Raw genomic sequence first — 21,958 nt, 5'->3', positions numbered from 1 at the left:
CTGCCTTCGCAGGAGCACGGCTGGTCAGGCAGCTCGGGCGGTCGAATAGGCCCAGTCGAGCCACGGCCCCAGCGCCTCGATATCGGCGGTGTCGACAGTCGCGCCGCACCAGATGCGCAGCCCCGGCGGAGCGTCGCGATATCCAGCGACGTCGAACGCGGCGCCTTCCTTTTCCAGCAGCGACGCCATCGACTTGATCAGCGCCTCGTCCGCACCCTGGACGGTCAGGCAGACACTGGTGCGCGAGCGCGACGCCGGATCGGCGGCGAGATGGCCGAGCCAGTCGCGTGCCTCGACGATCCGGTCCAACGCCGCGGCGTTGGCATCCGATCGCGCGATCAACCCACCGGCGCCGAGCGACTTCGCCCATTCGAGGCAGAAGATCGCATCCTCGACCGCGAGCATCGACGGCGTGTTGATCGTCTCGCCCTTGAACACGCCCTCGGCGAGCTTGCCCTTCGACACCAAACGGAAGACCTTCGGCAACGGCCAGGCGGGGGTGTAGCTTTCCAGCCGCTCGACCGCGCGCGGGCCGAGGATGATGACGCCGTGGCCGCCCTCGCCGCCCATCACCTTCTGCCAGGAGAAGGTCGCGACGTCGATCTTGGCCCAGGGAATGTCGTAGGCGAACACCGCGCTGGTCGCGTCGGCGAAGCTCAGCCCCTCGCGATCGTCGGGGATCCATTCGCCGTCCGGCACGCGGACGCCCGAGGTGGTGCCGTTCCAGGTGAACAGCACGTCGCTCGACCAATCCACCGCCGCCAGATCGGGCAGCTGGCCGTAATCGGCGCGGATCACGACCGGATCGATCTTCAGCTGCTTGACCGCGTCGGTCACCCAGCCTTCGCCGAAGCTCTCCCATGCCAACGTCGTCACCGGGCGCGCGCCCAGCATCGTCCACATCGCCATTTCGAACGCCCCGGTGTCGGAGCCGGGGACGATGCCGATGCGGTGAGTGTCGGGGAGCTGGAGCAGTTCGCGCATCAGGTCGATGCTATATTGCAGCCGCGCCTTGCCGAGCTTCGAGCGATGCGATCGGCCGAGCACCTCGGTAGCGAGTCGCGACGCATCCCAGCCTGGAGGCTTGGCGCAGGGTCCCGACGAGAAATGGGGGCGAGCCGGCTTGGTGGCAGGCTTGGCAGGCGCACCGGTAACGGGTGCGGTCGCGGTATCCGTCAATGTATCTCTCCTTACAGAGAGCACGCGCCGCGTTGGGACGGCGTGGCCCGCGGACGGCCCTAGAGATGCGATGGGACGAGGGCAAGCCACATCGACAAAGTGTTGAGATGCTTCGATGAAGCACGGATGAAACTCGCCATCCCGCTCCTGCTCGTCCTGCTGACCGCCTGCGGCCGGAGCGAACGGCCGGCCGAACAGCCGCGGCGGATCGCGGCGCCGTCGCTGCGCGAGACCGCGCAGTGCCTCGCCGATCTGCGCGCCGAAAGCATCGCGTTCCGGGTGCTGCCCGACAAGGATTACGGCAATGGCTGCGGGCTGGCGGGTGCGGTGCAGCTGGTCGAGATCGGGGTGCCGGTCACCGGCCTCACTGCGGTGCGGTGCGGCCAGGCGCGCGCGTTCGATTCCTGGGTCCGCTACGCCGTCGCACCCGCGGCGTTCCAGATGCTCGGCAGCGAGCTCGCACGGGTCGAGACGATGGGCAGCTATGCCTGCCGCAACGTCGTCGGTTCGGCGCGCAACGCCGACAAACGATCGGGGCACGCGATCGCCAACGCGATCGACATCGGCGGGTTCACGCTGAAGGACGGACGCCGCATCACCATCCTCAACGACTGGGCATCGCCCGATCCGGCGGTCCGTACCTTCCTTCAGACCATCCGCGCATCGGCCTGCAAACGCTTCGGCACAGTATTGTCGCCCGATTACAACGCCGCGCACCGCAACCATTTGCATCTGGAGAACGACGGCGCGCACTTCTGCCGCTAGCGTCCGGGCGCGCTTTGCCCTAACCGCCCCGGATGACTGAAACCCGCGTACCGAGCCGCGTCTTCCCGCGCGCCAAGCAGGACGCCGAGACCGCCAACGCCGGCCTCTCGACGCCCCAGACCGAAAACCCCGCCTACCGCCTGGCCTTCCAGGACATGGATTTCCTGCTGCGGGAGGACCTTCGCCCGGTCCGCTTCCAGCTCGAACTGTTGAAGCCGCAGTTGCTTCTCGACGAGGCGAAGATCGCGTCGACCTTCGTGTTCTACGGCTCCGCGCGTATTCCCGAGCCCGCCAAGGCGCAGGCGATGCTCGATCTCGCCGCCGACGAAAAGGGCCGCGCGATCGCCGAGAAGCTGGTCGAGAAATCGCGCTACTACGAGGTCGCGCGCGAACTCGCGCACAAGGTCAGCCAGCTGCCGGTCGACGAGAACGGCAAGCGCCAGTTCGTGGTGTGCTCGGGTGGCGGCCCGTCGATCATGGAGGCGGCCAACCGCGGCGCGCACGATGCAGGCGCCGAATCGATCGGGCTCAACATCGTTTTGCCGCACGAACAGGCGCCCAACCCCTATGTGACGCCGTCGCTGTCGATGCAGTTCCACTATTTCGCGCTGCGCAAGATGCACTTCCTGCTCCACGCCCGCGCGCTCGCCGCATTTCCGGGTGGGTTCGGCACCTTCGACGAATTGTTCGAGCTGCTGACGCTGATCCAGACCGGCAAGATCCAGCCGATCCCGGTGCTGCTGGTCGGCCGCAAATTCTGGGACCGGGTGGTGAATTTCGAGGCGCTGGTCGAGGAAGGCGTCGTGTCCGAACGCGATCTCGGCATCTTCACCTTCGTCGAGACCGCCGACGAAGCATGGGCGGCAGTGCAACGCTTCTACGACGAACGCGCCAAGCAGGACCCGTCGCCGCCGGTGTGAACGGGAGTAGGCGCGGTTCTCCGGCTAGCCACAATTTCTCCGTCACCCCGAACTTGATCCGGGGCCCCGCTCACCGCGCCCCACTGAGGTCCGCGAACGCGGCCTAGCGGGACCCCGGATCGAGTCCGGGGGACGGCGTAGGGGTCTAAGGTAAGCTCCCTACTTCCCGGCCTTCGCGCCCTCGACCGCCGCAGCCGGATCGACCGACGGCGCGCCCAACGCCGGCGTGCCGGTGTTGCCGATGTCGGCGGTCCCGCCACGTGCGCCGTTCTCGGCCTTCGACGCAGGCGTCACCGCGACGCCGTCCTTGCCCGGTGCGGCCCCTGCGGCCGGGGCAGCACCCGCTGCGGGGGCGGCGGGCAGCGGCAGGTTCGAGCCCTGCTGGTTGATGTAGAGGATCACGTTGGCGCGATCCTGCGCGTTGCCGAGCCCGGCGAAGGTCATCTTGGTGCCGTTGGCGAACTTTCGCGGGCTGATCAGCCACGCGTTCATTTTGTCGAAGTCCCAATTGCCGCCGACCGACTTCAACGCGTCGGAGAAGGCGAAGCCCGCCTTGCCCTGCGCCACGCCCTCGCCGAGCGTGCCCCACAGGTTAGGGCCGACCCCGTTCGCGCCACCCTGGTTGATGGTATGGCAGGCCGCGCATTTCTTGAACACTTCGGCGCCCTTGGCAGGGTCGGCGGTGGCGAGCAGCGATGCGATCGGTACTTCCGCAGCCGCGCCGCCGGCGCCGCCCTCGGCCTCGACGCCCTCGATCGCATAGCCCATCTTTTCGGGCCGCTCGCCGTGGAACACCATGCCGCCGACGATCGACAGCCCCAGCGCCGCGCCGCAGGCAGCCAGCGTCCAGCCAGCGATCGTGTTGGTCCGATTGTCCATGGTTGCGCGCCGAGCCCCTGAAATAAAGTCGCTTCCCCATAGAAAAGGCCGCCAGTCACCGCAAGCGGCGCTTGAACGCGAAACGCCGCGACCGTATCGCGCGGTGCCATGCAGAACTTCGCCGCGCCCGCCCGCCCGATCGTAGCGGCCATGATCGACGCCGCGGCGCGATCGCCCGAACGATGCGTCGCGTTCCAGGGCGCGCCTGGGGCCAACAGCCATGTCGCGGTGTCAGAGGCGTTCCCCGACGCGCTGCCGCTGCCGTGCTTCTCGTTCGAGGACGCGATCGATGCCGTGAAGGAAGGCCGCGCCGATTGCGCGATGATACCGATCGAGAATTCGCTCCACGGCCGGGTCGCCGACATCCACTTCCTGCTCCCCGAATCCGGGCTGGCGATCACCGGCGAGCATTTCCTGGCGATCCGTCATGCGCTGATGGGGCTCGGCCCGCGCGACGGCGTACGCGAGGCGATGAGCCACCCGCAGGCGCTGGGCCAGTGCCGCCACTGGCTGAAGGCGCACGGCATCCGCCCGGCGAGCTATCCCGACACCGCGGGCGCCGCCGCCTATGTCGCCGAACTGGGCGACCCCGGCGTCGCCGCACTTGCACCTCCGGGCGCGGCGGCGATCTACGGGCTCGATCTGCTCGCCACCGACATCGCCGACGCCGATCACAACATGACCCGCTTCGTGGTGCTCGCCCGCGGGGGTACGCCGATGCAGGACGACGGGGCGGCGATGACGACGTTGGTGTTCGAGGTGCGCAACGTCCCCGCTGCGCTCTACAAGGCGCTCGGCGGCTTCGCCACCAACGGCGTCAACATGACCAAGCTGGAGAGCTACCAGCGCGGCGGCAGCTTCGCGGCGACCGAGTTCTACGCCGACGTGGTCGGGCGCCCCGGCGATCCCGGGCTCGACCGCGCCCTGGAGGAACTCGGCTTCCACTCCAAATGGCTGCGCGTGCTCGGCACCTATCCGCAGGCGCGCCCGCGCGGATAGGTGCCCGGACAACATCGCACGCTTACAGTCACTTGCCATCGTGACGCCAAGAACATATATTGAACGCGATGGCGCAGCTCGATACCCGTGAGAAGCTTGCGATCCTCGCCGACGCCGCCAAATATGACGCGTCCTGCTCGTCCTCGGGCAGCGTCAAACGGACGTCCCGCGACGGCAAGGGGGTCGGATCGACAGACAGCGGAATGGGCATCTGCCACGCCTATGCGCCTGACGGTCGGTGCATCAGCCTGCTCAAGATCCTGCTGACCAACAGCTGCATCTTCGACTGTCATTACTGCATCAACCGCAAGAGCTCCAACGTCCGCCGCGCGCGCTTCACCGCGCAGGAGGTCGTCGATCTCACCCTAGCCTTCTACAAGCGTAATTATATCGAGGGGCTGTTCCTGTCCTCAGGCATCATCGCCTCGTCGAACTACACGATGGAGCAGATCGTCGAGGTCGCGCGCAGCCTGCGCGAGGATCACCAGTTCCGCGGCTACATCCATCTCAAGACGATCCCCGATGCCGATCCCGAGCTGGTCCACCAAGCGGGTCTCTATGCCGATCGTGTCTCGATCAACGTCGAGCTGCCGACCGCGGGCGGGCTCAAGCGGCTCGCGCCCGAAAAGGACGGCGTGCGGATCGAGACCGCGATGCGCGAGGTGAAGACCTCGATCATCGACCTGAAGGACGCCAAGAAGCGCTTCAAGTCGGCGCCGCGCTTCGCCCCCGCGGGGCAGTCGACCCAGATGATCGTCGGCGCCGATGCCGCGACCGACGGCGATATCGTCACCCGCGCCTCGTCGCTCTACGACCGGTTCGATCTACGCCGCGTTTATTATTCGGCGTTCAGCCCGATCCCCGATGCCAGCGCGGTGCTGCCGCTCCAGCGCCCGCCGCTGATGCGCGAACACCGGCTCTACCAGTCCGACTGGCTGATGCGCTTCTACGAATTCAGCCCGGCGGAGGTCGTCGCCGCGGCGGACGACGCGACGGGCATGCTGCCGCTCGACATCGACCCGAAGCTCGCCTGGGCGCTGAAGTTCCGCGGCTCCTTTCCGGTCGACGTCAATCGCGCCCCGCGCGAGATGCTGCTTCGCGTGCCGGGGTTGGGGACGAAGGCGGTGGCGTCGATCCTGACGAGCCGGCGCTGGCGGCGGCTTCATCTCGCCGATGTTGCGCGGTTGACGGTATCGGTGGCGAAGGTGCGCCCATTCATCGTCGCCGAAGATTGGCGCCCGGTGGTGCTGGCGGACCGCGCCGAGATCGTTCCGCTCCCCAAACCGAAAGCGCAGCAGATGGAATTGTTCGCTGCCTGACGCGTCCGCGCAACCTGCGAGGGGGATGGCCGGTTGTCCTCAGTGAGATGATGCCAACGAGAATTTTTGCAGCGCCAACCCCCTTTGCTACCACCCCGGCGGAGGCCGGGGCCCAGGTGGGAAATGATCGTGGCCGGGTGCTGCGCATCATGACAATCGTCTCCCGACTGGGCCCCGGCCTCCGCCGGGGTGGTGAATCTTCAGGCGCCTCCCACAGACACCCCCCATGCACGCGGTAATCCTTCCCCAGTCCGACGATTTCGATGCCTGGCGCGATGCCGCACGCAGTCTCGCCGCGGGCGGGGTCGCGCCCGAGGATGTCGTCTGGCAGGTTGGCGATGCGCCGGGCGACCTGTTCGCCTCGACGGCGGATACCGGCCCCACCCCGCCCGGCCCGTCCTTCGCGGTGCCGCGCGCGTTCATCGATCTCGCCAAGCGCGCGATCCTGGCTCGTGAGCCCGAACGCTTCGCGCTGCTCTACACCTTGCTGGTGCGGCTCCGCCACGAACCGAAACTGATGGACGACCGCGCCGATCCGCTGGTCCGCCGGCTCGACACCATCGCCAAGGACGTCCGCCGCGACATCCACAAGATGCGCGCCTTCGTCCGCTTCCGCGAAGTCGCCGACGACGACGGCGCGCGGTTCGTCGCCTGGTTCGAACCCGATCATCACATCGTTCGCGCCAATGCCGGCTTCTTCATCGATCGCTTCGCCAGCATGCGCTGGTCGATCCTCACCCCCGAGGTGTCGATCCACTGGGACGGCAAGACGCTGAGCGAGGGGCCCGGCGCGAGCAAGGCCGACGCCCCCGACGGCGATCCGACCGAGGAGGTTTGGAAGACTTATTACGCCAACATCTTCAACCCGGCGCGGTTGAAGATCGGCGCAATGCTCCGCGAGATGCCGCGGAAATACTGGAAGAACATGCCCGAGACCGCGCTCGTCCCCGCGCTGATCGCTGGCGCGCAGGCACGGGAGAGCGGGATGATCGAAACGGCACGCGATCGCGTCGGCGGCAACAGCACGGGCGCGCTGGCGGCGCTGCGCGAGGAGGCGATGGGCTGCACCCGCTGCCCGCTCTACAAGCCCGCGACGCAGACGGTGTTCGGCGAGGGGCCGGTCGACGCCGCGATGATGGTGGTCGGCGAACAGCCCGGCGACCAGGAGGACCTTGCCGGTCGGCCGTTCGTCGGCCCCGCGGGGCAGGTGTTCGATCGCGCGCTGGCGGAGGCGCAGGTCGATCGCTCGCGGGTCTACGTCACCAACGCGGTCAAGCATTTCAAGTTCGAACAGCGCGGCAAGCGACGGATCCACAGCAAGCCCGGCATCGGCGAGATCGACGCCTGCCGCTGGTGGATCGATCAGGAACGCATGCTGGTGAAGCCCCAGGTCACCGTCGCCATGGGTGCCACCGCCGCCCGCTCGCTGTTCGGCCGCACCGTGACGATCGGCCGCGAACGTGGCCGCGCGATCGCGCTGCCCGGCGGCGGCGTCGCCTGGATCACCGTGCACCCGAGCTACCTGCTGCGCCTGCCCGACGAGGTCCAGAAGGCGGAGGAATATGCCCGTTTCGTCGAAGACCTGCGCGCCGCGGCGGCGATGATCGGGGTCGGCGGGTAACTCACAACATTGTGCTCCCGCGAAGGCGGGAGCCCAGTACTGGGTCCCCGCCTCCGCGGGGACACAAGAAGGCTACAGCACCGCCGGATCAGGGCCGATCCGCCCGTCGGCATCGTCCAGCGCGTCGATCGCGGCGATATCCTCGTCGTCGAGCGTGAGGTCGAGCGCGGCGAAGTTGTCGCTCAGATGCTCGGCATCGACGGCTTTCGGGATCACCGCGAGCCCCTTCGCCAGGTGCCACGCGATCACCACCTGCGCCGCCGACCGGCCATGTTTCGCCGCCGCCGTCTCGATCGCCGGCTCGCGGAGCAGCGCGCCGCCCTGGCCGAGCGGGCTCCAGCTCTGCGTGGCGATGCCGTGCGCCGCGTGATAGTCGCGCGCCGCGCGCTGCTGGAAGCGCGGGTGGAGCTCGATCTGGTTGACCGCGGGCGTGACCCCGGTCGCCTCCACGATCGCGTCGATATGCTCGGGCAGGAAGTTCGACACGCCGACCGACCGCGCCTTGCCCGCCTCGCGGAGTGCGACCAGCGAGCGCCATGCATCGACATAGGCCTCGCCCGCCGGGTGCGGCCAATGGATCAGGTACAGGTCGACCGCCTCGACCCCCAGCAGCGCCAGGCTCTCGTCGAGCGCGGCTTCCGCATCGCGGTGGCGGTCGTTCCACAATTTGGTGGTGAGGAACGCGTCGCTGCCGCGCATCGCGTCGCCGACGCCGCGTTCGTTGTGATAAAGCGCGGCGGTATCGACCAGCTCGAAGCCGAGATCGAGCCCTTTGCGGACCACCAGCGCCACCTGCGCATCGGGAATCTGGTAGGTGCCCATGCCGAGCTGCGGCATCGGGCGTCCGTCGTTGAGCGTCATCTGTGTCATGACCGCGGGAAGCGCGCCAGCACGCGCGAGGTTCCGGCGGCGCCGTACGCCGTCACGCGAAAATGCTTTCCTTGCGCGCGACGATCCCGCAAGCGCCGGTCCCATGTTCGAGAAGATCCTGGCGGCGCTGGCCACCTTCACCATCGGCGTGATCTCTAGCGGCGGTTACCTCGGCATCGTGCTGCTGATGGCGATCGAGAGCGCGTGCATCCCGCTGCCGTCCGAAATCATCATGCCGTTCGCGGGCTATCTGGTGTCGACCGGCCAGTTCAACCTGTTCGCCGCCGCGACCGCCGGCGCGCTCGGGTGCAATCTCGGCTCGATCGTCGCCTATGAGGCGGGTAAGCGCGGCGGGCGCCCGTTCGTCGAGCGCTGGGGACGTTATCTGCTGATTGGCGCCGACGAACTCGACGTCGCCGAGCGCTTCTTCCAGCGCTGGGGCAACCTGGCGGTGCTGGTCGGGCGGCTGCTGCCGGTGATCCGCACGTTCATCGCCTTTCCCGCCGGCGTCGCGCGGATGCCGCTGGTGCCGTTCCACATCTACACGTTCCTGGGGTCCTGGCCGTTCTGCCTCGCGCTTGCCTGGCTAGGCATGACGCTGGGCGACAGATGGAACAGCGATCCGCGGGTGAAGGCGGCGTTCCATCAGGCCGACCTCGCGATCGGACTGGTGCTGGTTGCCCTCGCGGCGCTCTACATCTGGCACCGCGTCAACGGCATCAGGAAAAACCGCGGCTGATCGCGAGCGCACGCAGGTCGTCGTCGCGGGTCGGCGCGAGCTGCGCGGTGCGGCGCCGGACCGCGGCGACGATGGCGGCATCCGCGGTGTCGGGCGATCCGCTGTCGAACGGCGGCGCGGGATCGTATTCGAGGCTCAGCTGTACCGCCTTCGCATGCGCCTCGCCGCGCAGCATCGCGGTCAGCGTCAGCGCGAAGTCGATGCCCGCCGTGACGCCCCCGCCGGTGACCCGGTTGCGATCGACCACCACGCGATCCGCGACCGGCGTCGCGCCGAACAGCGGCAGCATGTCGCGCTGCCCCCAGTGACAACCCGCGCGATAGCCGCGCAGCAGCCCCGCCGCGCCGAGAATCAGCGATCCCGTGCAGACGCTGGTCACCCATGCGGCCTCCTCCCCGACCCTCGCGACCCATTCCATCGCCTCGTCGTCGGCGATCACGTCGTTGGTGCCGAACCCGCCCGGCACGCACAGTATGTCCGCGCGCGGCACCTCGGCGAGTGTCGCGGTCGGCAGGATCGAGAACCCCGCATCGGTCGACACCGGCTCGCGGGTCTTCCACACGAGATCGAGCCGGGCATCCCCGAGCCGCGACAGCACCTGCGCCGGACCGGTCAGGTCAAGCTGGGTGACGTTGGGGAACAGCAGGAAGGCGATGTGCAGCGGGTCGGGCATGAAGCGGGCTCCTTCACTAGGCGGGAGAGGCTAAGCCGGGCGGAGCGTAGAGGCAATTGCCGCCCCAACCCCGTGTCCCCGCGAAGGCGGGGACCCAGTACTGGGCCCCCGCCTTCGCGGGAGCACAAGCTTGCTTGCCATTCCCTCTTCTTACCCCGGCGAAGGCCGGGGCCCAGTTGCGCAGCGAAACCGGCGAGGAGCCCCGCTCCGTTTCCTCCACCTTCGCACCTGGGCCCCGGCCTTCGCCGGGGTAAGAAGAAGGGGAAAGCCCTACTGCCCCTCGCTCTGCGCTGCCTTCGCCGCGGTATTCGCCTTCCGCGCCGCCCGCGCCTGTTGCGCGAAACAGCCGGTCGCGCCCGCTGCGCCGACCGTCGAGCAGCTGCCGATCGAGCTGACCCCGACGCCGGTGTCCATCGTGCCCTGCGCCCGCGCGGCCCAGCTTTCGTTCTGCGGCGTCACCTGGAACTCGCGCAATTCCTTCGGCACGCGGAACTGCTCCTCGGCACCGCGCTTCTCGCAGACCACGATCTCGTTGCCGGCATTGTCGGTCGGGCAGCGTTCGTTGCCGTAGAGGACCAGCACGCCGTTGATCGGCGCGCGCTTGGCGACTTCGCCCGGCCCCTCGGCGGCTTTGACCCGCGGCGCGCCAGGCAGCGCCGCCTGTTGCGCGCTCGCGGTCGCGGAGAGCAGCGCGATCGCGGCGATCGACATGGCATGACGCAGACGCATCGGCATTCCTTTCAAATCCTCTTGGCGGCGGCGATCGCCACCTTGCAGCCGAGCCGGATCAACCCGCTCAGCACTGGATAGCCGACCACGCTTTCAGCGCCGGCCGAAATCGCATGGTCGCGATGTTCCACTTCCTCGGCGCGGAAATCGGCGATCGCGGCGCTGAGTTCGGGGTCGCTGTCGCCGAGCGCGACGAGCTGCTCGCCATAATGATCGTCGATCTCGGTCTCGACCGCCGCGGTGCACGCCATCGCGGCCTCGGGCCCGAGCGCCGCGGTCATCGCGCCGAGCGCGAAGCCGGCGACGTGCCAGAACGGCTGCAGGATGGTCGGGCGCACCCCGCGCTTGACGATCATCGCATCGAAGAAGGCGCGGTGGCGTTCCTCCTGCGCGGCCATGTGGTGGATCGCGCGCGCCGCCGGATGGCGATCACCGAGCACCGCGAGCTGCCCCGCATAGATCCGCGTCGCGCCATATTCCCCCGCCTGGTCGACGCGGATCATCGCATCGGTCGCGGCCTTGCGGTCGCCGGGCTTCCAACCGGTCATCGTGGGTTCCGTAGGCAAAGGAGGATCGCGGCCGCGCCGGCCAGCGAGAGGATCGCGTTGAACCCGGCGAGCGATACCCCGCCCAGCGTCCATTGCGCGGCGTCGCAGCGCACGATCGGCGCGTTCATCAGCTGGTCGAGCCGCGCCGCCGCGGTCAGCCCGTCGAGCGTGGCGGTGCTGGTGCAGGCGGTGACGCCCTGCCACCAATGATATTCGACGCCGGCGTGGAACACCCCGATCGCACCGCTCACCGCGATCAGCAGCGCTGCGAGCACGACCAGCCCGCGGGTCGCGCGCGGATCCGGCACGACGAAGGCGAGCAGCGCGACGACCAGCGCGGCGTAATGCGGCCAGCGCTGCCAGTGGCACATCTCGCACGGGTAGAGATGCCCGATCAGCTGCGCGCCCCATGCCCCCGCGAGTAACGCCGCGGGGATCAGCAGGGCCAGCAGCCGGGCGAGCCGCAGCGCCGGCGTCACTTCGCGGCCGGGATCTTCACGACCGGCCTGGTCGCCGCGGCCACCTGCGCCGCGCCGCCCAGCCGCGCGACCGTCTTCAGCGCATAGTAGAGCTGAAAGTCCTCGATCCCTTCCTTCTTCAGCGCCTCGGGTGTCATCGCGAAGCGCGGATCGGTCTTGGTGTCCTCCTCAAGGATCTTGTCGTCGGCCTTCACCTCGTTGATCAGGTGGCGGCGCAGGTCAGCCTCGCGGAACACCGGCCGCGACTTGTAGTCGGGATCGCTGATCTGCGGCACGCGGATATCGGGCTCGATCCCGCCCTCCTGCACCGACCGGCCCGACGGCGTATAGTAGCGCGCGGTGGTCAGCCGCAACGCGGTCGACGGGCCGATCGGCAGCAGCGTCTGCACCGATCCCTTGCCGAAGGTCCGCTCACCCATCACCAGCGCGCGGTGGTGGTCCTGGAGCGCACCCGCGACGATCTCGGACGCCGATGCGGTGCCCGGATCGGTCAGCACCACCACCGGCAGCCCGTGCGCGTCGTCGCCCGGCTTGGCGAAATACCGCTCGATATCGGTCTTCTCGCGGCCGCGTTGCGACACGATCTCGCCGTGATCGAGGAACGCGTCGCTGACCGCGATCGCCTGCGTCAGCAGCCCACCGCCATTGGCGCGCAGATCGACGACATAGCCGAGCGGCCGATGCCCGAGCGACTTGTCGATCGACATGATCGCGGCGCGGGTGTCGGCGCCGGTGTTCTCGGAAAACGTGTTGATGTTGATGTAGCCGACGTCGCCGCGGACTTCCCACTTCACCGGCTTCTGGACGATGACTTCGCGCACCATCGACAATTCGAGCGGCTTGTCGCGGCCCGGGCGGACCAGCCCCAGGGTGATCTTGGTGCCGGGCTTGCCGCGCATCAGCCCGATCGATTCGTCGAGCGTGTCGCCGTAGATCAGCTTGCCGTCGATATGCGTAATATAGTCGCCGGATTTCACCCCGGCGCGCGCGGCAGGCGTGTCCTCCTGCGGCGCGATCACCTTCACCGCGCCGTCTTCCATCGAGACGGTCAGCCCCAGCCCGCCGTAATTGCCCTCGGTCTGGATCTTCAGATTGTCGAAATCGAGCGCGTCGACGTACGACGAATGCGGATCCAGCGATGCCAGCATGCCTTGGATCGCGCCCTTGATCAGCGTCTTGTCGTCGACCTTGTCGACATAATCCGCCTTCACGCGATTGAACACGTCGAGGAACTGGTCGAACTCGCGATAGGTGTCGGTATCGACCGCGGCCATCGCCTGGGTCGCGATCGGGATCATGATCACGCTGCCGAGCAGGGCGGTCGCGGTAAGGAGCGGGCGGGCCATCGGACTTCCTGATAAGGGGATGGCGTCCATCTCTAACGCCATTGCCGCCCGGATCAAAGCAAACCGGTGCTGAACCGCGCCTGAGCGGCCGTGGCTCAGCCCACCAGGGCCGCCATGTCGACCGGCCGGCCGCGGCGCCTGAGCTCGATCGTGATCAGCGGTTCCTCGCCAGCGGCGGCGCGGCCGATCGGGGCGCCCATCGCGATCCGCGCGCCGACCGCCACCGCGGTCTCGCCCAGCCCGGCGACCAGACTGGTCCAGCCATCGCCATGGTCCACGATCACGACCACGCCGTACGCGCGGAACCGCCCCGCATAGCGCACCACGCCCCCGGCCGGCGCGACCACCGGCGCGCGCGGCGAGACCGCGAAGGTCAGCCCGCGCGATCGCACGCCCGCGGCGGAGATCTCGTCGAACCCGGTGACCAGCCGGCCACGTACCGCCAGTCGGTAAACGCCGCGCGGCGGCGGCGGCACCACGCTCCCCGCTGCGATCGGCCGCGGGCGCGGGCCGTCGATGGCGACGAGGTCGATCGCGGTGGTCGCGGCGCTCCCCTCCTCGGTCATTCGGTCGACCAGGTCGCGCGCCTGTTCGCCGAGCGCGAGCGCACGATCCGATTCGCCCAGCGCGCCACGTCCCAGCGCCCGGCTGCGCTGGCGGTGCGTCGCCTCCAGCGTCGCCAGCGCCACCCGGTCCGTCTCCAGCTTGCCCCGCGTGCGCGCGAGCACCACTGCCGCGACGTCCGCACGCGCCTGCAGTGATCGCATCCGCGCCACGTCCGCGCGCACCGCCACCGTCCGCGCGCGGATCACCGGCAACGTGCTGCCGAGCACCGCGCGGACATGGACCAGATCGTCGACCGACCCCGGCTGCGCGATCGCGACCACGGTCGGTCGCCGCGCCAGCGACTGCAATGCCGCCAGCAGCCGCACGACCGGCGCCTGAGCCTCGCCCAGCCGCGCGCGCTGCGTGGCGAGCATCTGGTCGACCAGCGCCGCACGCGCCTTCGCCGCGGCGAGGTCGGCGGCAGCGGCGGTCACCCGCGCGGCAAGTGACGCTTCCTGGATCCGCGCGCGATCGGCGGCATCGCGTTCGCCCGCCGCCTGCCGGGCGAGCGCATCCGCGCGGGCCGCGGCGACGCGTGCCTCGCGCTGCGCGGTCGCGAGTCTGGCGCGCTGGGCAGCGGCAACGGCGGAGGGCGCCTGCGCGCGCACCCCGATGGCGGACACGCCCGCGATCGCGAGCATCGTCGCGCCCGCATATGCCCATCCCCGCCTCACCCGCTCAGCCTTCGCGATGATAGGGGTGATTGGCAAGGATGCTGACCGCGCGGAACAATTGTTCGGCGAGCATCGCGCGCGCCAGCAGATGCGGCCAGGTCGCGCGGCCGAAGCTTAGCAGCAGATCGGCATCGGCGCGCGTCGCGTCGTCGAAGCCGTCCGCCGCCCCGATCATGAACCGTGCCTCGCGCACGCCGTCGTCGCGCCACCGGCCCAGTTGGGTCGCGAACGCGACCGATCCGAGGATCTCGCCGCTCTCGTCCAGCATCACCCGCCGGGTCTGCGGCTCGACGATCGGCAGCTTGCCGCCGCGGTCGGGCAGTTCGGTCACCCGCGTCGGCCAGGTGATCCGCTTGATGTACCGGTCGACGAGCTCGGCCTCGGGCGATCGCCCGATCCGGCCGCGCGCGACGATGTGGAGCAGGATCAGGCCGGCCCCACCGCCGCCGGATCGCTCGCGCCGGGCGGCGGCGGCGCGTCGCCGAACGCCCACATCCGCTCCAGATTGTAGAAGCTGCGCACTTCCGGACGGAACAGGTGGATGATGATGTCGCCCGCGTCGACCAGCACCCAATCCGCGGTCGGCAGGCCTTCGATCCGGACGATGCGCCCGGTGTCGGCCTTGATCTTCTCGGCAAGCTTGCCCGCCATCGATGCGACCTGCCGGGTCGACCGGCCCGAGGTCACCACCATGAAGTCCGCGATCGACGATTTGCCCGCGAGCGGGATCGAGACGGTCTCGACCGCCTGATCGTCTTCGAGCGTGTCGAGGATCAGCTTGTGCAGCGCCTCAACCTCTTGCGGGTCGGTCGCGCGGATTACGGGGGAAGGTGTCGCCAAGTTAGCTCCTGGGTTGCTGGGCCGGGTGGCTGAAACGCCGGTGCCAGTCGGGATCGGCCGCACGGGCCTGCGTTGCCGAAGTCGGGTCGGGGCGAAAGCGCAGCAGCACGAGGGCCGGCAAGCTCCACGTCGTCCAGTTCTTCGCATGGCGTGCGGGGTGTTGGAAGCGCCGCAGCCAACCCATCGCGGGTGCCGCGAGGGCCTTGTCGTCATAGCCCGGTCGCGCGACGACCGCAATCGGGATCGCACGCGCGATCCGCCGCCAGTCGCGCCAACGGTGGAACTGGGCGAGATTGTCCGCCCCCATCAGCCACACGAACCGCGTCCGTGGGTAGCGTCGCCTGAGCGCGACGATCGTGTCGAGCGTGTAGCGCGTGCCCAGCCGCGCCTCGATATCGGTCGCGCGGATCGGCGCCCGTCGCGCCATCCGCTTCGCCGACGCGAGCCGCACCGCCAGCGGCGCCATGTCGCGCGCGTCCGCCTTCAACGGGTTGCCCGGCGACACCAGCCACCACGCCGCGTCGAGATCGAGCGCCCGGATCATCGCCAGCGTCACCCCGCGATGTCCCCGATGCGCCGGATTGAAAGAGCCGCCGAGCAGGCCGATGCGGGTCATGACGCGAGCGGCCGGATCGTCTCCGTCACCCCTGACCCATTCCGAAGTACATCCGCTGCGCCCGGCTAAAGCGGATGAGCGGGCGGAGCGCCACCGCATGAGACTGCCCCAGACTGACGGAAGAACCTCGTCCGTCACGTGTCCCCGCGACGGCGGGGACCCAGTACTGGGCTCCCGCCTTCGCGGGAGCACAAGCAACGGCGATCAGCCTCTCCATGGTCGAGCCTACGCGCATCGCGCGCGATGTCGTTCGATCATCGCGTCGATTGCGGCAACGATCCGCTGATGAGGGACGATGTCGCCGCTCACGCTTCGTACAGACGACCCCATCAACCCCGGACCTGCCCGGATCCGCGCCCCAGCCACTTGTACGTCGTCAGCCCCTCCAGCGCGACCGGCCCGCGGGCATGCAACCGCCCCGTCGCGATGCCGATCTCCGCGCCCAGTCCGAACTCGCCGCCGTCGGCGAACTGAGTCGACGCGTTCCACAACACGATCGCGCTGTCGACCTCCGCCAGGAAGCGTTCGGCCACCGCGGCGTCCCCGGCGACGATCGCATCGGTATGGTGCGAGCCGTGGCGCGCGATATGCGCGATCGCGTCGTCGATGCCGTCCACCAGCCGCGCGGAGGCGATCGCGTCGAGATATTCGGTGTCCCAATCGGCGTCGGCGGCGGCGGGCAGCTCGGGCCGTAGCGCGCGCAGGCCGATGTCTGCACGCACCTCGCAATCGGCGGAGACCAACGCCGCCACCAGCGCGTCGGGGTCGCCATAGTCGCGGTGGATCAGCAACGTCTCCATCGCCCCGCACACCCCGGTGCGGCGCATCTTGGCGTCGAGCACGATCGCGCGCGCCATTGCCGGATCGGCCGAGGCATCGACATAGACGTGGTTGATGCCGTCGAGATGCGCGAGCACCGGCACCCTGGCCTCGGCCTGGACGCGCGCGACCAGGCTTTTGCCGCCACGCGGCACCAGCAGGTCGATCACGCCGTCCGCCTTCAGCATCGCGCCGACCGCGGCCCGATCGGTGGTCGGCACCAGCTGCACCGCGTCCTCGGGCAAGCCGGCATGGCCAAGCGCGCGCGCCAGCACCGCGTAAATTGCGCGATTGCTCGCGATCGCCTCGGATCCGCCGCGCAGGATCACCGCGTTGCCCGCCATGACGCACAGCGCCGCGGCATCGGCGGTGACGTTGGGGCGGCTTTCGTAGACGATCCCGATCACGCCGATCGGCACCCGCACCCGCGACAGCGCCAGGCCGTTGGGGCGGTCGCGCCGGTCGATCACCTCGCCCACCGGATCGGGCAGCCCCGCCACCGCGGCGACGCCGTCCGCCATGCCGGCGACACGTCGCTCGTCGAGGCGCAGCCGGTCGAGCATCGCGGCCGACAGCCCCGCCGCCTCGCCCCGCGCCATGTCGGCGGCATTGGCGGCGAGGATCGCCGGCGCTTCCGCCCGGATTGCGGCGGCAGCGGCGTGGAGCCCGCGCGCCTTGTCCGCGGTCGGCAGCGCGGCGAGCACGCGCGAGGCGGCACGGGCGCGGCGGCCGAGATCGGCGATCAGCGCGGCAGGGTCATCGGCATCGGCCATGCCGGCGCCGATACCATGCATCAGCGCTCGCGCCAACGCGCGGCTGTTGCTAACGCACCGTCCATGTCGGGGGATATCGCAGCAGCAGGGGACATCATCACCGGTGCGCTCGCGGGGCGCGCGGTGGAGCCGTACGCCGGGGAAGCACATGGTAAGGGCGGCGGGCTCTGCCTCAACTGCGGCACGCGGCTGATCGGCGCGCATTGCCATGCCTGCGGCCAGGCGGGACACATCCACCGCACCGTCGGCGCGATCGGCCACGAAATCGCGCACGGCGTGTTCCATTTCGAAGGCAAGATCTGGCGCACGCTGCCGATGCTCGCCTTTCGGCCGGGCGACCTCACCCGGCGCTACGTCTTGGGCGAGCGCGCGCGGTTCGTCTCGCCGCTGGCGCTGTTCCTGTTCACGGTGTTCCTGATGTTCGCGACGATCAGCGCGTTCGGCGGCGAGATGTCGGATACGATCGTCGGCAACGAAGGCGGGAAGGCGCGCACTAACATGGTCGCGCAGCGCGAAAAGGTCCGCGCGGTTCTTGCCAAGGAGGAGGCGAAGCGCGCCGCCCTGGTGAAGGCCGGCAAGCCGACCGCGAACGCGGACAACGACATCGCGACGTTGCGCGCCACGATCGCGGGGCTGAACGCGGTCACCGGATCGATGCCCGCCGAATCCGACGAATTCACCTTCACCAACGTCAAGACCGGCTGGCAGCGGCTCGATCACGGGATCGCCAAGGCCAACGCCAATCCGGGGCTCGCCATCTACAAGCTGCAGTCGAGCGCGTATAAATACAGCTGGCTGCTGATCCCGCTGTCGACCCCGTTCGTGGCGCTGCTGTTCCTGTGGCGCCGCCGCTTCGGGCTGTACGACCACGCGATCTTCGTCACCTATTCGCTCAGTTTCATGATGCTGCTGGTGATCGCGCTGATCGTTACGGGAGCGTTGTCGGTCGCGGAGGGGTGGATCGTGATGGCGTCGTTGCTGGTGCCGCCCGTGCACATGTTCGCGCAGCTCCGCGGCGCCTATTCGCTCCGCAAGCGATCCGCGCTGTGGCGGACGATCGCGCTGCTGGTATTCGCGGGGCTGGCGCTGACCGCTTTCGTCGTTCTGCTGCTGCTTCGTGGACTGACCGAATAGCTAGACCGCGACCAGCGTCGTCGCGGCTTGCAGGTCGACCGACACCAGCCGGCTGATCCCGCGCTCGATCATCGTCACCCCGAACAGTCGGTGCATCCGGCTCATCGTCACCGCGTTGTGGGTGACGATCAGATAGCGGGTCTCGGTCTCGTGCGTCATCCGGTCGAGCAGGTCGCAGAAGCGTTCGATGTTCGCATCGTCGAGCGGCGCATCGACTTCGTCCAGCACGCAGATCGGCGCGGGGTTGGTCAGGAACAGCGCGAAGATCAGCGCGACGGCGGTCAGCGCCTGCTCGCCGCCCGACAGCAACGTCAGCGATTGCAGCCGCTTGCCGGGCGGTTGGGCGAGGATCTCGAGCCCGGCCTCCAGCGGATCGTCGGAATCGATCAGCTCCAGATGCGCCTGGCCGCCGTCGAACAGCGCGGTGAACAACCGGCGGAAATGTCCGTCTACCGCCTCGAACGCCGCCAGCAACCGCTGCCGCCCCTCGCGATTGAGCGTCCCGATCGACCCGCGCAGCCGGTTGACCGCCTGACCCAGCTCGTCGCGCTCGGCGGCATTGCCGACGCTCGCCGCCTCGAGATCGGCGAGCTCGCGTTCGGCGACGAGGTTGACCGGCCCGATCCGTTCGCGATCCGCGCTCAGCCGCTCGTGCGCCGCGGATTCCTGCGCCGGTTCGCGGATGGATGCGGCCTCGAAGCCGAGCCTGCCGGGCAGCAGCACCGCCGGGCATTCGAAGCGTTCACCCGACAGCCGCCCCATCTCGACGCGGCGCAGCTCCTGGTTCTCGACCCGTGCGACCGCCCCGGCGCGGACCTCGCGCGCGGCGGATAGTGCCTCGCCGCTGCGGCGGTGGAGGTCCTCGATGGCACGAAGCGCGGCATCGGCGTCGCGTTCGGCCGTGGCGAGCGAATCGGCGGCGGTGCGTGCCGAGTCATGCTCCGCCGTTAGCGTATCCATGTCCGCCGCCAGCGCCGCGGGGCGATCCGCCACCGCATCCGCCTCCTCGGCCAGCTGCGATTGGCGCTTGTCCATGTCGGCGATCCGCTTCGCCGCCTCGCCCGCGCGGGCACGCCACGATCGCGCATCCGCCAGCGCGGCGGCGAGCCGTTCGCGATCGGCCTGCACCGCCCGATCGAGCCCGCTGCGGTCGGCGCGCGCCTGCGCCACCGCCGCGCGGCGGGTCTCGGCCTCGCGCCCCAGCGTCGCCACCGCCTCGCCGCTCGCGCGGCCGTCCGGCAGCGCCGACACCACCGCCGCCGCGCGCGCCAGCTCGGCCTGCGCCTCGGCGAGATCGCGCCCGATCCGCGCGGCGCGCTGGTCGAGATCGGCACGCTGGCCGCTCAGCCGTTCGAGCGAGGCGATTGCGCGTTCCTCGTCGCGCGCGGCGTCGCGCCCGCCGGTGTCGGCGCGCTTCAGATCGGCGCGCGCGCGCTCGGCGGCCCTCCGCGCCGCCACGATCGTCGCCTCCACCCCCGCCCGGGTCGCCTCCGCCGCGATCAGCGCCGCCGCCGCCGCCGGTCGGTCCGCCTCCAGCGCCTTCAACCGGTTGAGCCGTTCGAGCCGCTCCGCCGCCGCCGCGCCGCTACCCTGCGCGACGAAGCCGTCCCACCGCCGCAGCGCGCCGTCGCGGGTGACGAGCCGCTGCCCCGCGGCCAGCGCGACGCCACTGTCCTCGTCGGTCACGAACACCTGTGCGAGCCGCCGGGCGAGCGCCGCTGGCGCCTCTACCCGATCGGCGAGCCGGACCACGCCGCCCGGCGGTGCGGGATCGCCGGCGCGCGGTGCCTCCCCCGGCCACGCCTCCATGCCCAATTCCAGATCGTCGCCGAGCGCCGCCGCCAGCGCACGCTCGTAGCCCGGCGCCGGGGTCAACCGATCGAGCAGCCGCTCGCGCCCCGTCCGTTGGGTCGCGCGGGTCAGCGCCGCGACCTCGCTGTCGATCACCGCCAGCGCGGATCGCGCCCCGGCCTGCGCCGCCTCCGCACTGTCGCGCGCGCCGATCGCGATCCGCTCGTCGCTTTCCGCGACGGCCAGTGCCGCCCGCGCCTCCTCCGCCGCGCGAGCCGCCGCCTTGCGCGCTGCAGCAGCAGCATCGCGCGAACCCACTAAAGGCACTGCATCGCCCAAGGCCGCGACCGAAGCCGCGACTTCGGCGGCCTCGCGACCCGCGCGATCGGCTCGCGCCTGCGCCGCCGCCACTGCAGCGCTCGCGACCCGCGCCTCCGCCGCGTCGCTCGCCTGCCGCCCCAACGCCTGCGCCAGCGCGACTTCGGCATCGCGCGCCTCGCGCTCGGCGCCAATGAGAGCCGCATCGAGCGTCGGCCCCCGGGTCGCGGCGTCCGCGATCCGGGCGTCGAGCTCCTCCTTCTCCGCAGCGATCCGCGCCAACGCATCTGCGGCGTCGCTGGCGAGCGTCCCCTCGCGTGCGCGATCCTCCACGATCCGGCGGCGAGCGTCGGCGAGTTCGGCGACCCGGCGTTCCGCGGCGGCGCGCTCGTTGCGCAACGCACCCAGTCGGTGCCCGGCATCGCTCGCGCGGTCGCGGGCCTCCAGTGCCAATCGTCGCGCCGCTGCAACCTGCTCGACCGCCTGCTCCCGCGCCGCCGCCGCGTCGCGTTCTTCGCTCGTCGCCGCCGCGACCGCCTGATCCGCGGTCGCCGCCTCCAGCTTTGCCGCATCCGCCGCCGCCACCGCCGCCTGCCAGCGCGAGAAGATCATCCGCGCCTCGGCGACCCTGATCCGGTCCGAAATCTCCCTATACCGCTCCGCAGCGCGCGCCTGCCGTCGGAGCGCGGCGGCGCGGCTATCCTGGTCTGCGATCACCGCGTCGAGCCGCACCAGGTTGGCCTCGGTCGCGCGCAGCCTCGCCTCGGCATCCTTGCGCCGCACGTGGAGACCGGCGATCCCCGCCGCTTCCTCCAGCATCGCGCGCCGGTCCGCCGGCTTGGCCGCGATCACCGCGCCGATCCGCCCCTGGCTGACCAGGGCGGGCGAATGCGCGCCCGTTGCCGCGTCCGCGAACAGCAGCGCGACGTCGCGGGCGCGGACGTCGCGCCCGTCGATCCGGTAGGCGCTGCCGGCACCGCGTTCGATCCGCCGGACCACCTCGCGCTCGTCGCCCGCGATCTCGGCGAGGATCGACACTTCGGCGAAATCGCGCGGCGGGCGCGTCGCGGTGCCGGCGAAGATCACGTCGTCCATGCCGCCGCCGCGCAGCGACTTCGCGCTGTTCTCGCCCATCGTCCAGCGCAGCGCTTCGAGCAGATTGGATTTGCCGCAGCCGTTCGGCCCGACGACCCCGGTCAGCCCCGGCTCGATCCGCAGGTCCGCGGCGTCGACGAAGCTCTTGAACCCGGCAATCCGCAGCCGCTTGATCTGCATGTCCGCGGCGCCCCCAGCACCGGCCGTCATGCACCCGCCGCGCCTC

At 70.0% G+C, this 21,958-nt stretch carries 21 protein-coding genes; 7 read left to right on the top strand and 14 right to left on the bottom strand.

Going from position 1 to position 21,958, the window contains the following annotated elements:
• Window positions 1-24 precede the first annotated feature (24 nt).
• A complete protein-coding gene (locus tag ACT009_RS12915; protein ID WP_445191471.1) occupies window positions 25-1,179 on the bottom strand; it encodes a phosphoserine transaminase in 1,155 nt (384 codons plus the stop codon).
• A gap of 126 nt (window positions 1,180-1,305) precedes the next feature.
• On the opposite strand from ACT009_RS12915, the gene ACT009_RS12910 reads away from it, so the two are divergent.
• Both ACT009_RS12910 and ACT009_RS12905 read left to right on the top strand, forming a co-directional pair.
• Window positions 1,306-1,944 (top strand): extensin family protein, encoded by a 639-nt coding sequence (locus ACT009_RS12910; protein WP_445191470.1) that lies wholly within the window; start codon window positions 1,306-1,308, stop codon window positions 1,942-1,944.
• 32 nt (window positions 1,945-1,976) lie between these two features.
• Window positions 1,977-2,864, top strand: coding sequence for an LOG family protein (locus ACT009_RS12905; RefSeq protein WP_445191469.1), 888 nt, complete (start codon window positions 1,977-1,979; stop codon window positions 2,862-2,864).
• 159 nt (window positions 2,865-3,023) lie between these two features.
• Here ACT009_RS12905 and ACT009_RS12900 read toward each other — a convergent pair whose 3' ends face one another.
• The gene (locus tag ACT009_RS12900; RefSeq protein WP_445191468.1) at window positions 3,024-3,743 is read right to left on the bottom strand and encodes a c-type cytochrome; all 720 of its coding nucleotides are present in this window, start codon (window positions 3,741-3,743) and stop codon (window positions 3,024-3,026) included.
• 108 nt (window positions 3,744-3,851) lie between these two features.
• Here ACT009_RS12900 and ACT009_RS12895 point away from each other — a divergent pair, with 108 nt between their 5' ends.
• From ACT009_RS12895 to ACT009_RS12885, 3 genes are all read left to right on the top strand, one after another.
• Window positions 3,852-4,742 carry a prephenate dehydratase gene (locus ACT009_RS12895; RefSeq protein WP_445191467.1) on the top strand — a complete coding sequence of 297 codons (891 nt, stop codon included), beginning with the start codon at window positions 3,852-3,854 and terminating at the stop codon, window positions 4,740-4,742.
• Window positions 4,743-4,810: 68 nt separating this feature from the next.
• Window positions 4,811-6,061 (top strand): putative DNA modification/repair radical SAM protein, encoded by a 1,251-nt coding sequence (locus tag ACT009_RS12890; protein WP_445191466.1) that lies wholly within the window; start codon window positions 4,811-4,813, stop codon window positions 6,059-6,061.
• Between the two features lie 226 nt (window positions 6,062-6,287).
• A complete protein-coding gene (locus tag ACT009_RS12885; protein ID WP_445191465.1) occupies window positions 6,288-7,682 on the top strand; it encodes a UdgX family uracil-DNA binding protein in 1,395 nt (464 codons plus the stop codon).
• Between the two features lie 72 nt (window positions 7,683-7,754).
• Here the strand turns inward: ACT009_RS12885 and ACT009_RS12880 are convergent, their stop codons facing one another.
• On the bottom strand, window positions 7,755-8,552 hold the full coding sequence (locus ACT009_RS12880; RefSeq protein ID WP_445191464.1) for an aldo/keto reductase: 798 nt from the start codon (window positions 8,550-8,552) through the stop codon (window positions 7,755-7,757).
• A gap of 103 nt (window positions 8,553-8,655) precedes the next feature.
• Between ACT009_RS12880 and ACT009_RS12875 the strand changes: the two genes are divergently transcribed.
• The gene (locus tag ACT009_RS12875; RefSeq protein ID WP_445191463.1) at window positions 8,656-9,291 is read left to right on the top strand and encodes a DedA family protein; all 636 of its coding nucleotides are present in this window, start codon (window positions 8,656-8,658) and stop codon (window positions 9,289-9,291) included.
• Here the strand turns inward: ACT009_RS12875 and ACT009_RS12870 are convergent.
• The 10 genes from ACT009_RS12870 to ACT009_RS12825 all read right to left on the bottom strand — a co-directional run bounded on the left by ACT009_RS12870 (window position 9,272) and on the right by ACT009_RS12825 (window position 17,394).
• Window positions 9,272-9,964 (bottom strand): DJ-1/PfpI family protein, encoded by a 693-nt coding sequence (locus ACT009_RS12870; RefSeq protein WP_445191462.1) that lies wholly within the window; start codon window positions 9,962-9,964, stop codon window positions 9,272-9,274. The two genes, ACT009_RS12875 and ACT009_RS12870, sit on opposite strands and share 20 nt — an antisense overlap.
• Window positions 9,965-10,234: 270 nt before the next feature.
• On the bottom strand, window positions 10,235-10,693 hold the full coding sequence (locus ACT009_RS12865; RefSeq protein ID WP_445191461.1) for a hypothetical protein: 459 nt from the start codon (window positions 10,691-10,693) through the stop codon (window positions 10,235-10,237).
• A gap of 11 nt (window positions 10,694-10,704) precedes the next feature.
• On the bottom strand, window positions 10,705-11,241 hold the full coding sequence (locus ACT009_RS12860; protein ID WP_445191460.1) for a demethoxyubiquinone hydroxylase family protein: 537 nt from the start codon (window positions 11,239-11,241) through the stop codon (window positions 10,705-10,707).
• A complete protein-coding gene (locus tag ACT009_RS12855) occupies window positions 11,238-11,720 on the bottom strand; it encodes a disulfide bond formation protein B (RefSeq protein WP_445191459.1) in 483 nt (160 codons plus the stop codon). Before ACT009_RS12855 ends, ACT009_RS12860 begins: the two co-directional genes overlap by 4 nt.
• Window positions 11,717-13,066: a S41 family peptidase gene (locus ACT009_RS12850; RefSeq protein ID WP_445191458.1), complete on the bottom strand. Its 1,350-nt coding sequence runs from the start codon at window positions 13,064-13,066 to the stop codon at window positions 11,717-11,719. The genes ACT009_RS12855 and ACT009_RS12850 overlap by 4 nt, the downstream gene beginning before the upstream one ends.
• A 95-nt stretch (window positions 13,067-13,161) precedes the next feature.
• Window positions 13,162-14,346: a murein hydrolase activator EnvC family protein gene (locus tag ACT009_RS12845; RefSeq protein ID WP_445191457.1), complete on the bottom strand. Its 1,185-nt coding sequence runs from the start codon at window positions 14,344-14,346 to the stop codon at window positions 13,162-13,164.
• 4 nt (window positions 14,347-14,350) lie between these two features.
• The gene (locus ACT009_RS12840; RefSeq protein ID WP_445194095.1) at window positions 14,351-14,773 is read right to left on the bottom strand and encodes a 23S rRNA (pseudouridine(1915)-N(3))-methyltransferase RlmH; all 423 of its coding nucleotides are present in this window, start codon (window positions 14,771-14,773) and stop codon (window positions 14,351-14,353) included.
• On the bottom strand, window positions 14,773-15,186 hold the full coding sequence (gene rsfS, locus ACT009_RS12835) for a ribosome silencing factor (protein ID WP_445191456.1): 414 nt from the start codon (window positions 15,184-15,186) through the stop codon (window positions 14,773-14,775). Before rsfS ends, ACT009_RS12840 begins: the two co-directional genes overlap by 1 nt.
• Before the next feature lies 1 nt (window position 15,187).
• Window positions 15,188-15,802, bottom strand: coding sequence for a nicotinate-nucleotide adenylyltransferase (locus ACT009_RS12830; RefSeq protein ID WP_445191455.1), 615 nt, complete (start codon window positions 15,800-15,802; stop codon window positions 15,188-15,190).
• A gap of 329 nt (window positions 15,803-16,131) precedes the next feature.
• Window positions 16,132-17,394 carry a glutamate-5-semialdehyde dehydrogenase gene (locus ACT009_RS12825; RefSeq protein WP_445191454.1) on the bottom strand — a complete coding sequence of 421 codons (1,263 nt, stop codon included), beginning with the start codon at window positions 17,392-17,394 and terminating at the stop codon, window positions 16,132-16,134.
• 63 nt (window positions 17,395-17,457) lie between these two features.
• Between ACT009_RS12825 and ACT009_RS12820 the strand changes: the two genes are divergently transcribed.
• A complete protein-coding gene (locus ACT009_RS12820) occupies window positions 17,458-18,528 on the top strand; it encodes a DUF3667 domain-containing protein (protein WP_445191453.1) in 1,071 nt (356 codons plus the stop codon).
• On the opposite strand, the gene ACT009_RS12815 is transcribed toward ACT009_RS12820, so the two are convergent.
• A complete protein-coding gene (locus ACT009_RS12815) occupies window positions 18,529-21,912 on the bottom strand; it encodes a chromosome segregation SMC family protein (protein WP_445194094.1) in 3,384 nt (1,127 codons plus the stop codon).
• Window positions 21,913-21,958 lie beyond the last annotated feature (46 nt).

The organism is Sphingomonas sp. Tas61C01 (genome assembly GCF_052567495.1).
The sequence above is the reverse complement of the archived record's forward strand: the minus strand, read 5'-3'. Positions and strand labels throughout refer to the sequence as shown.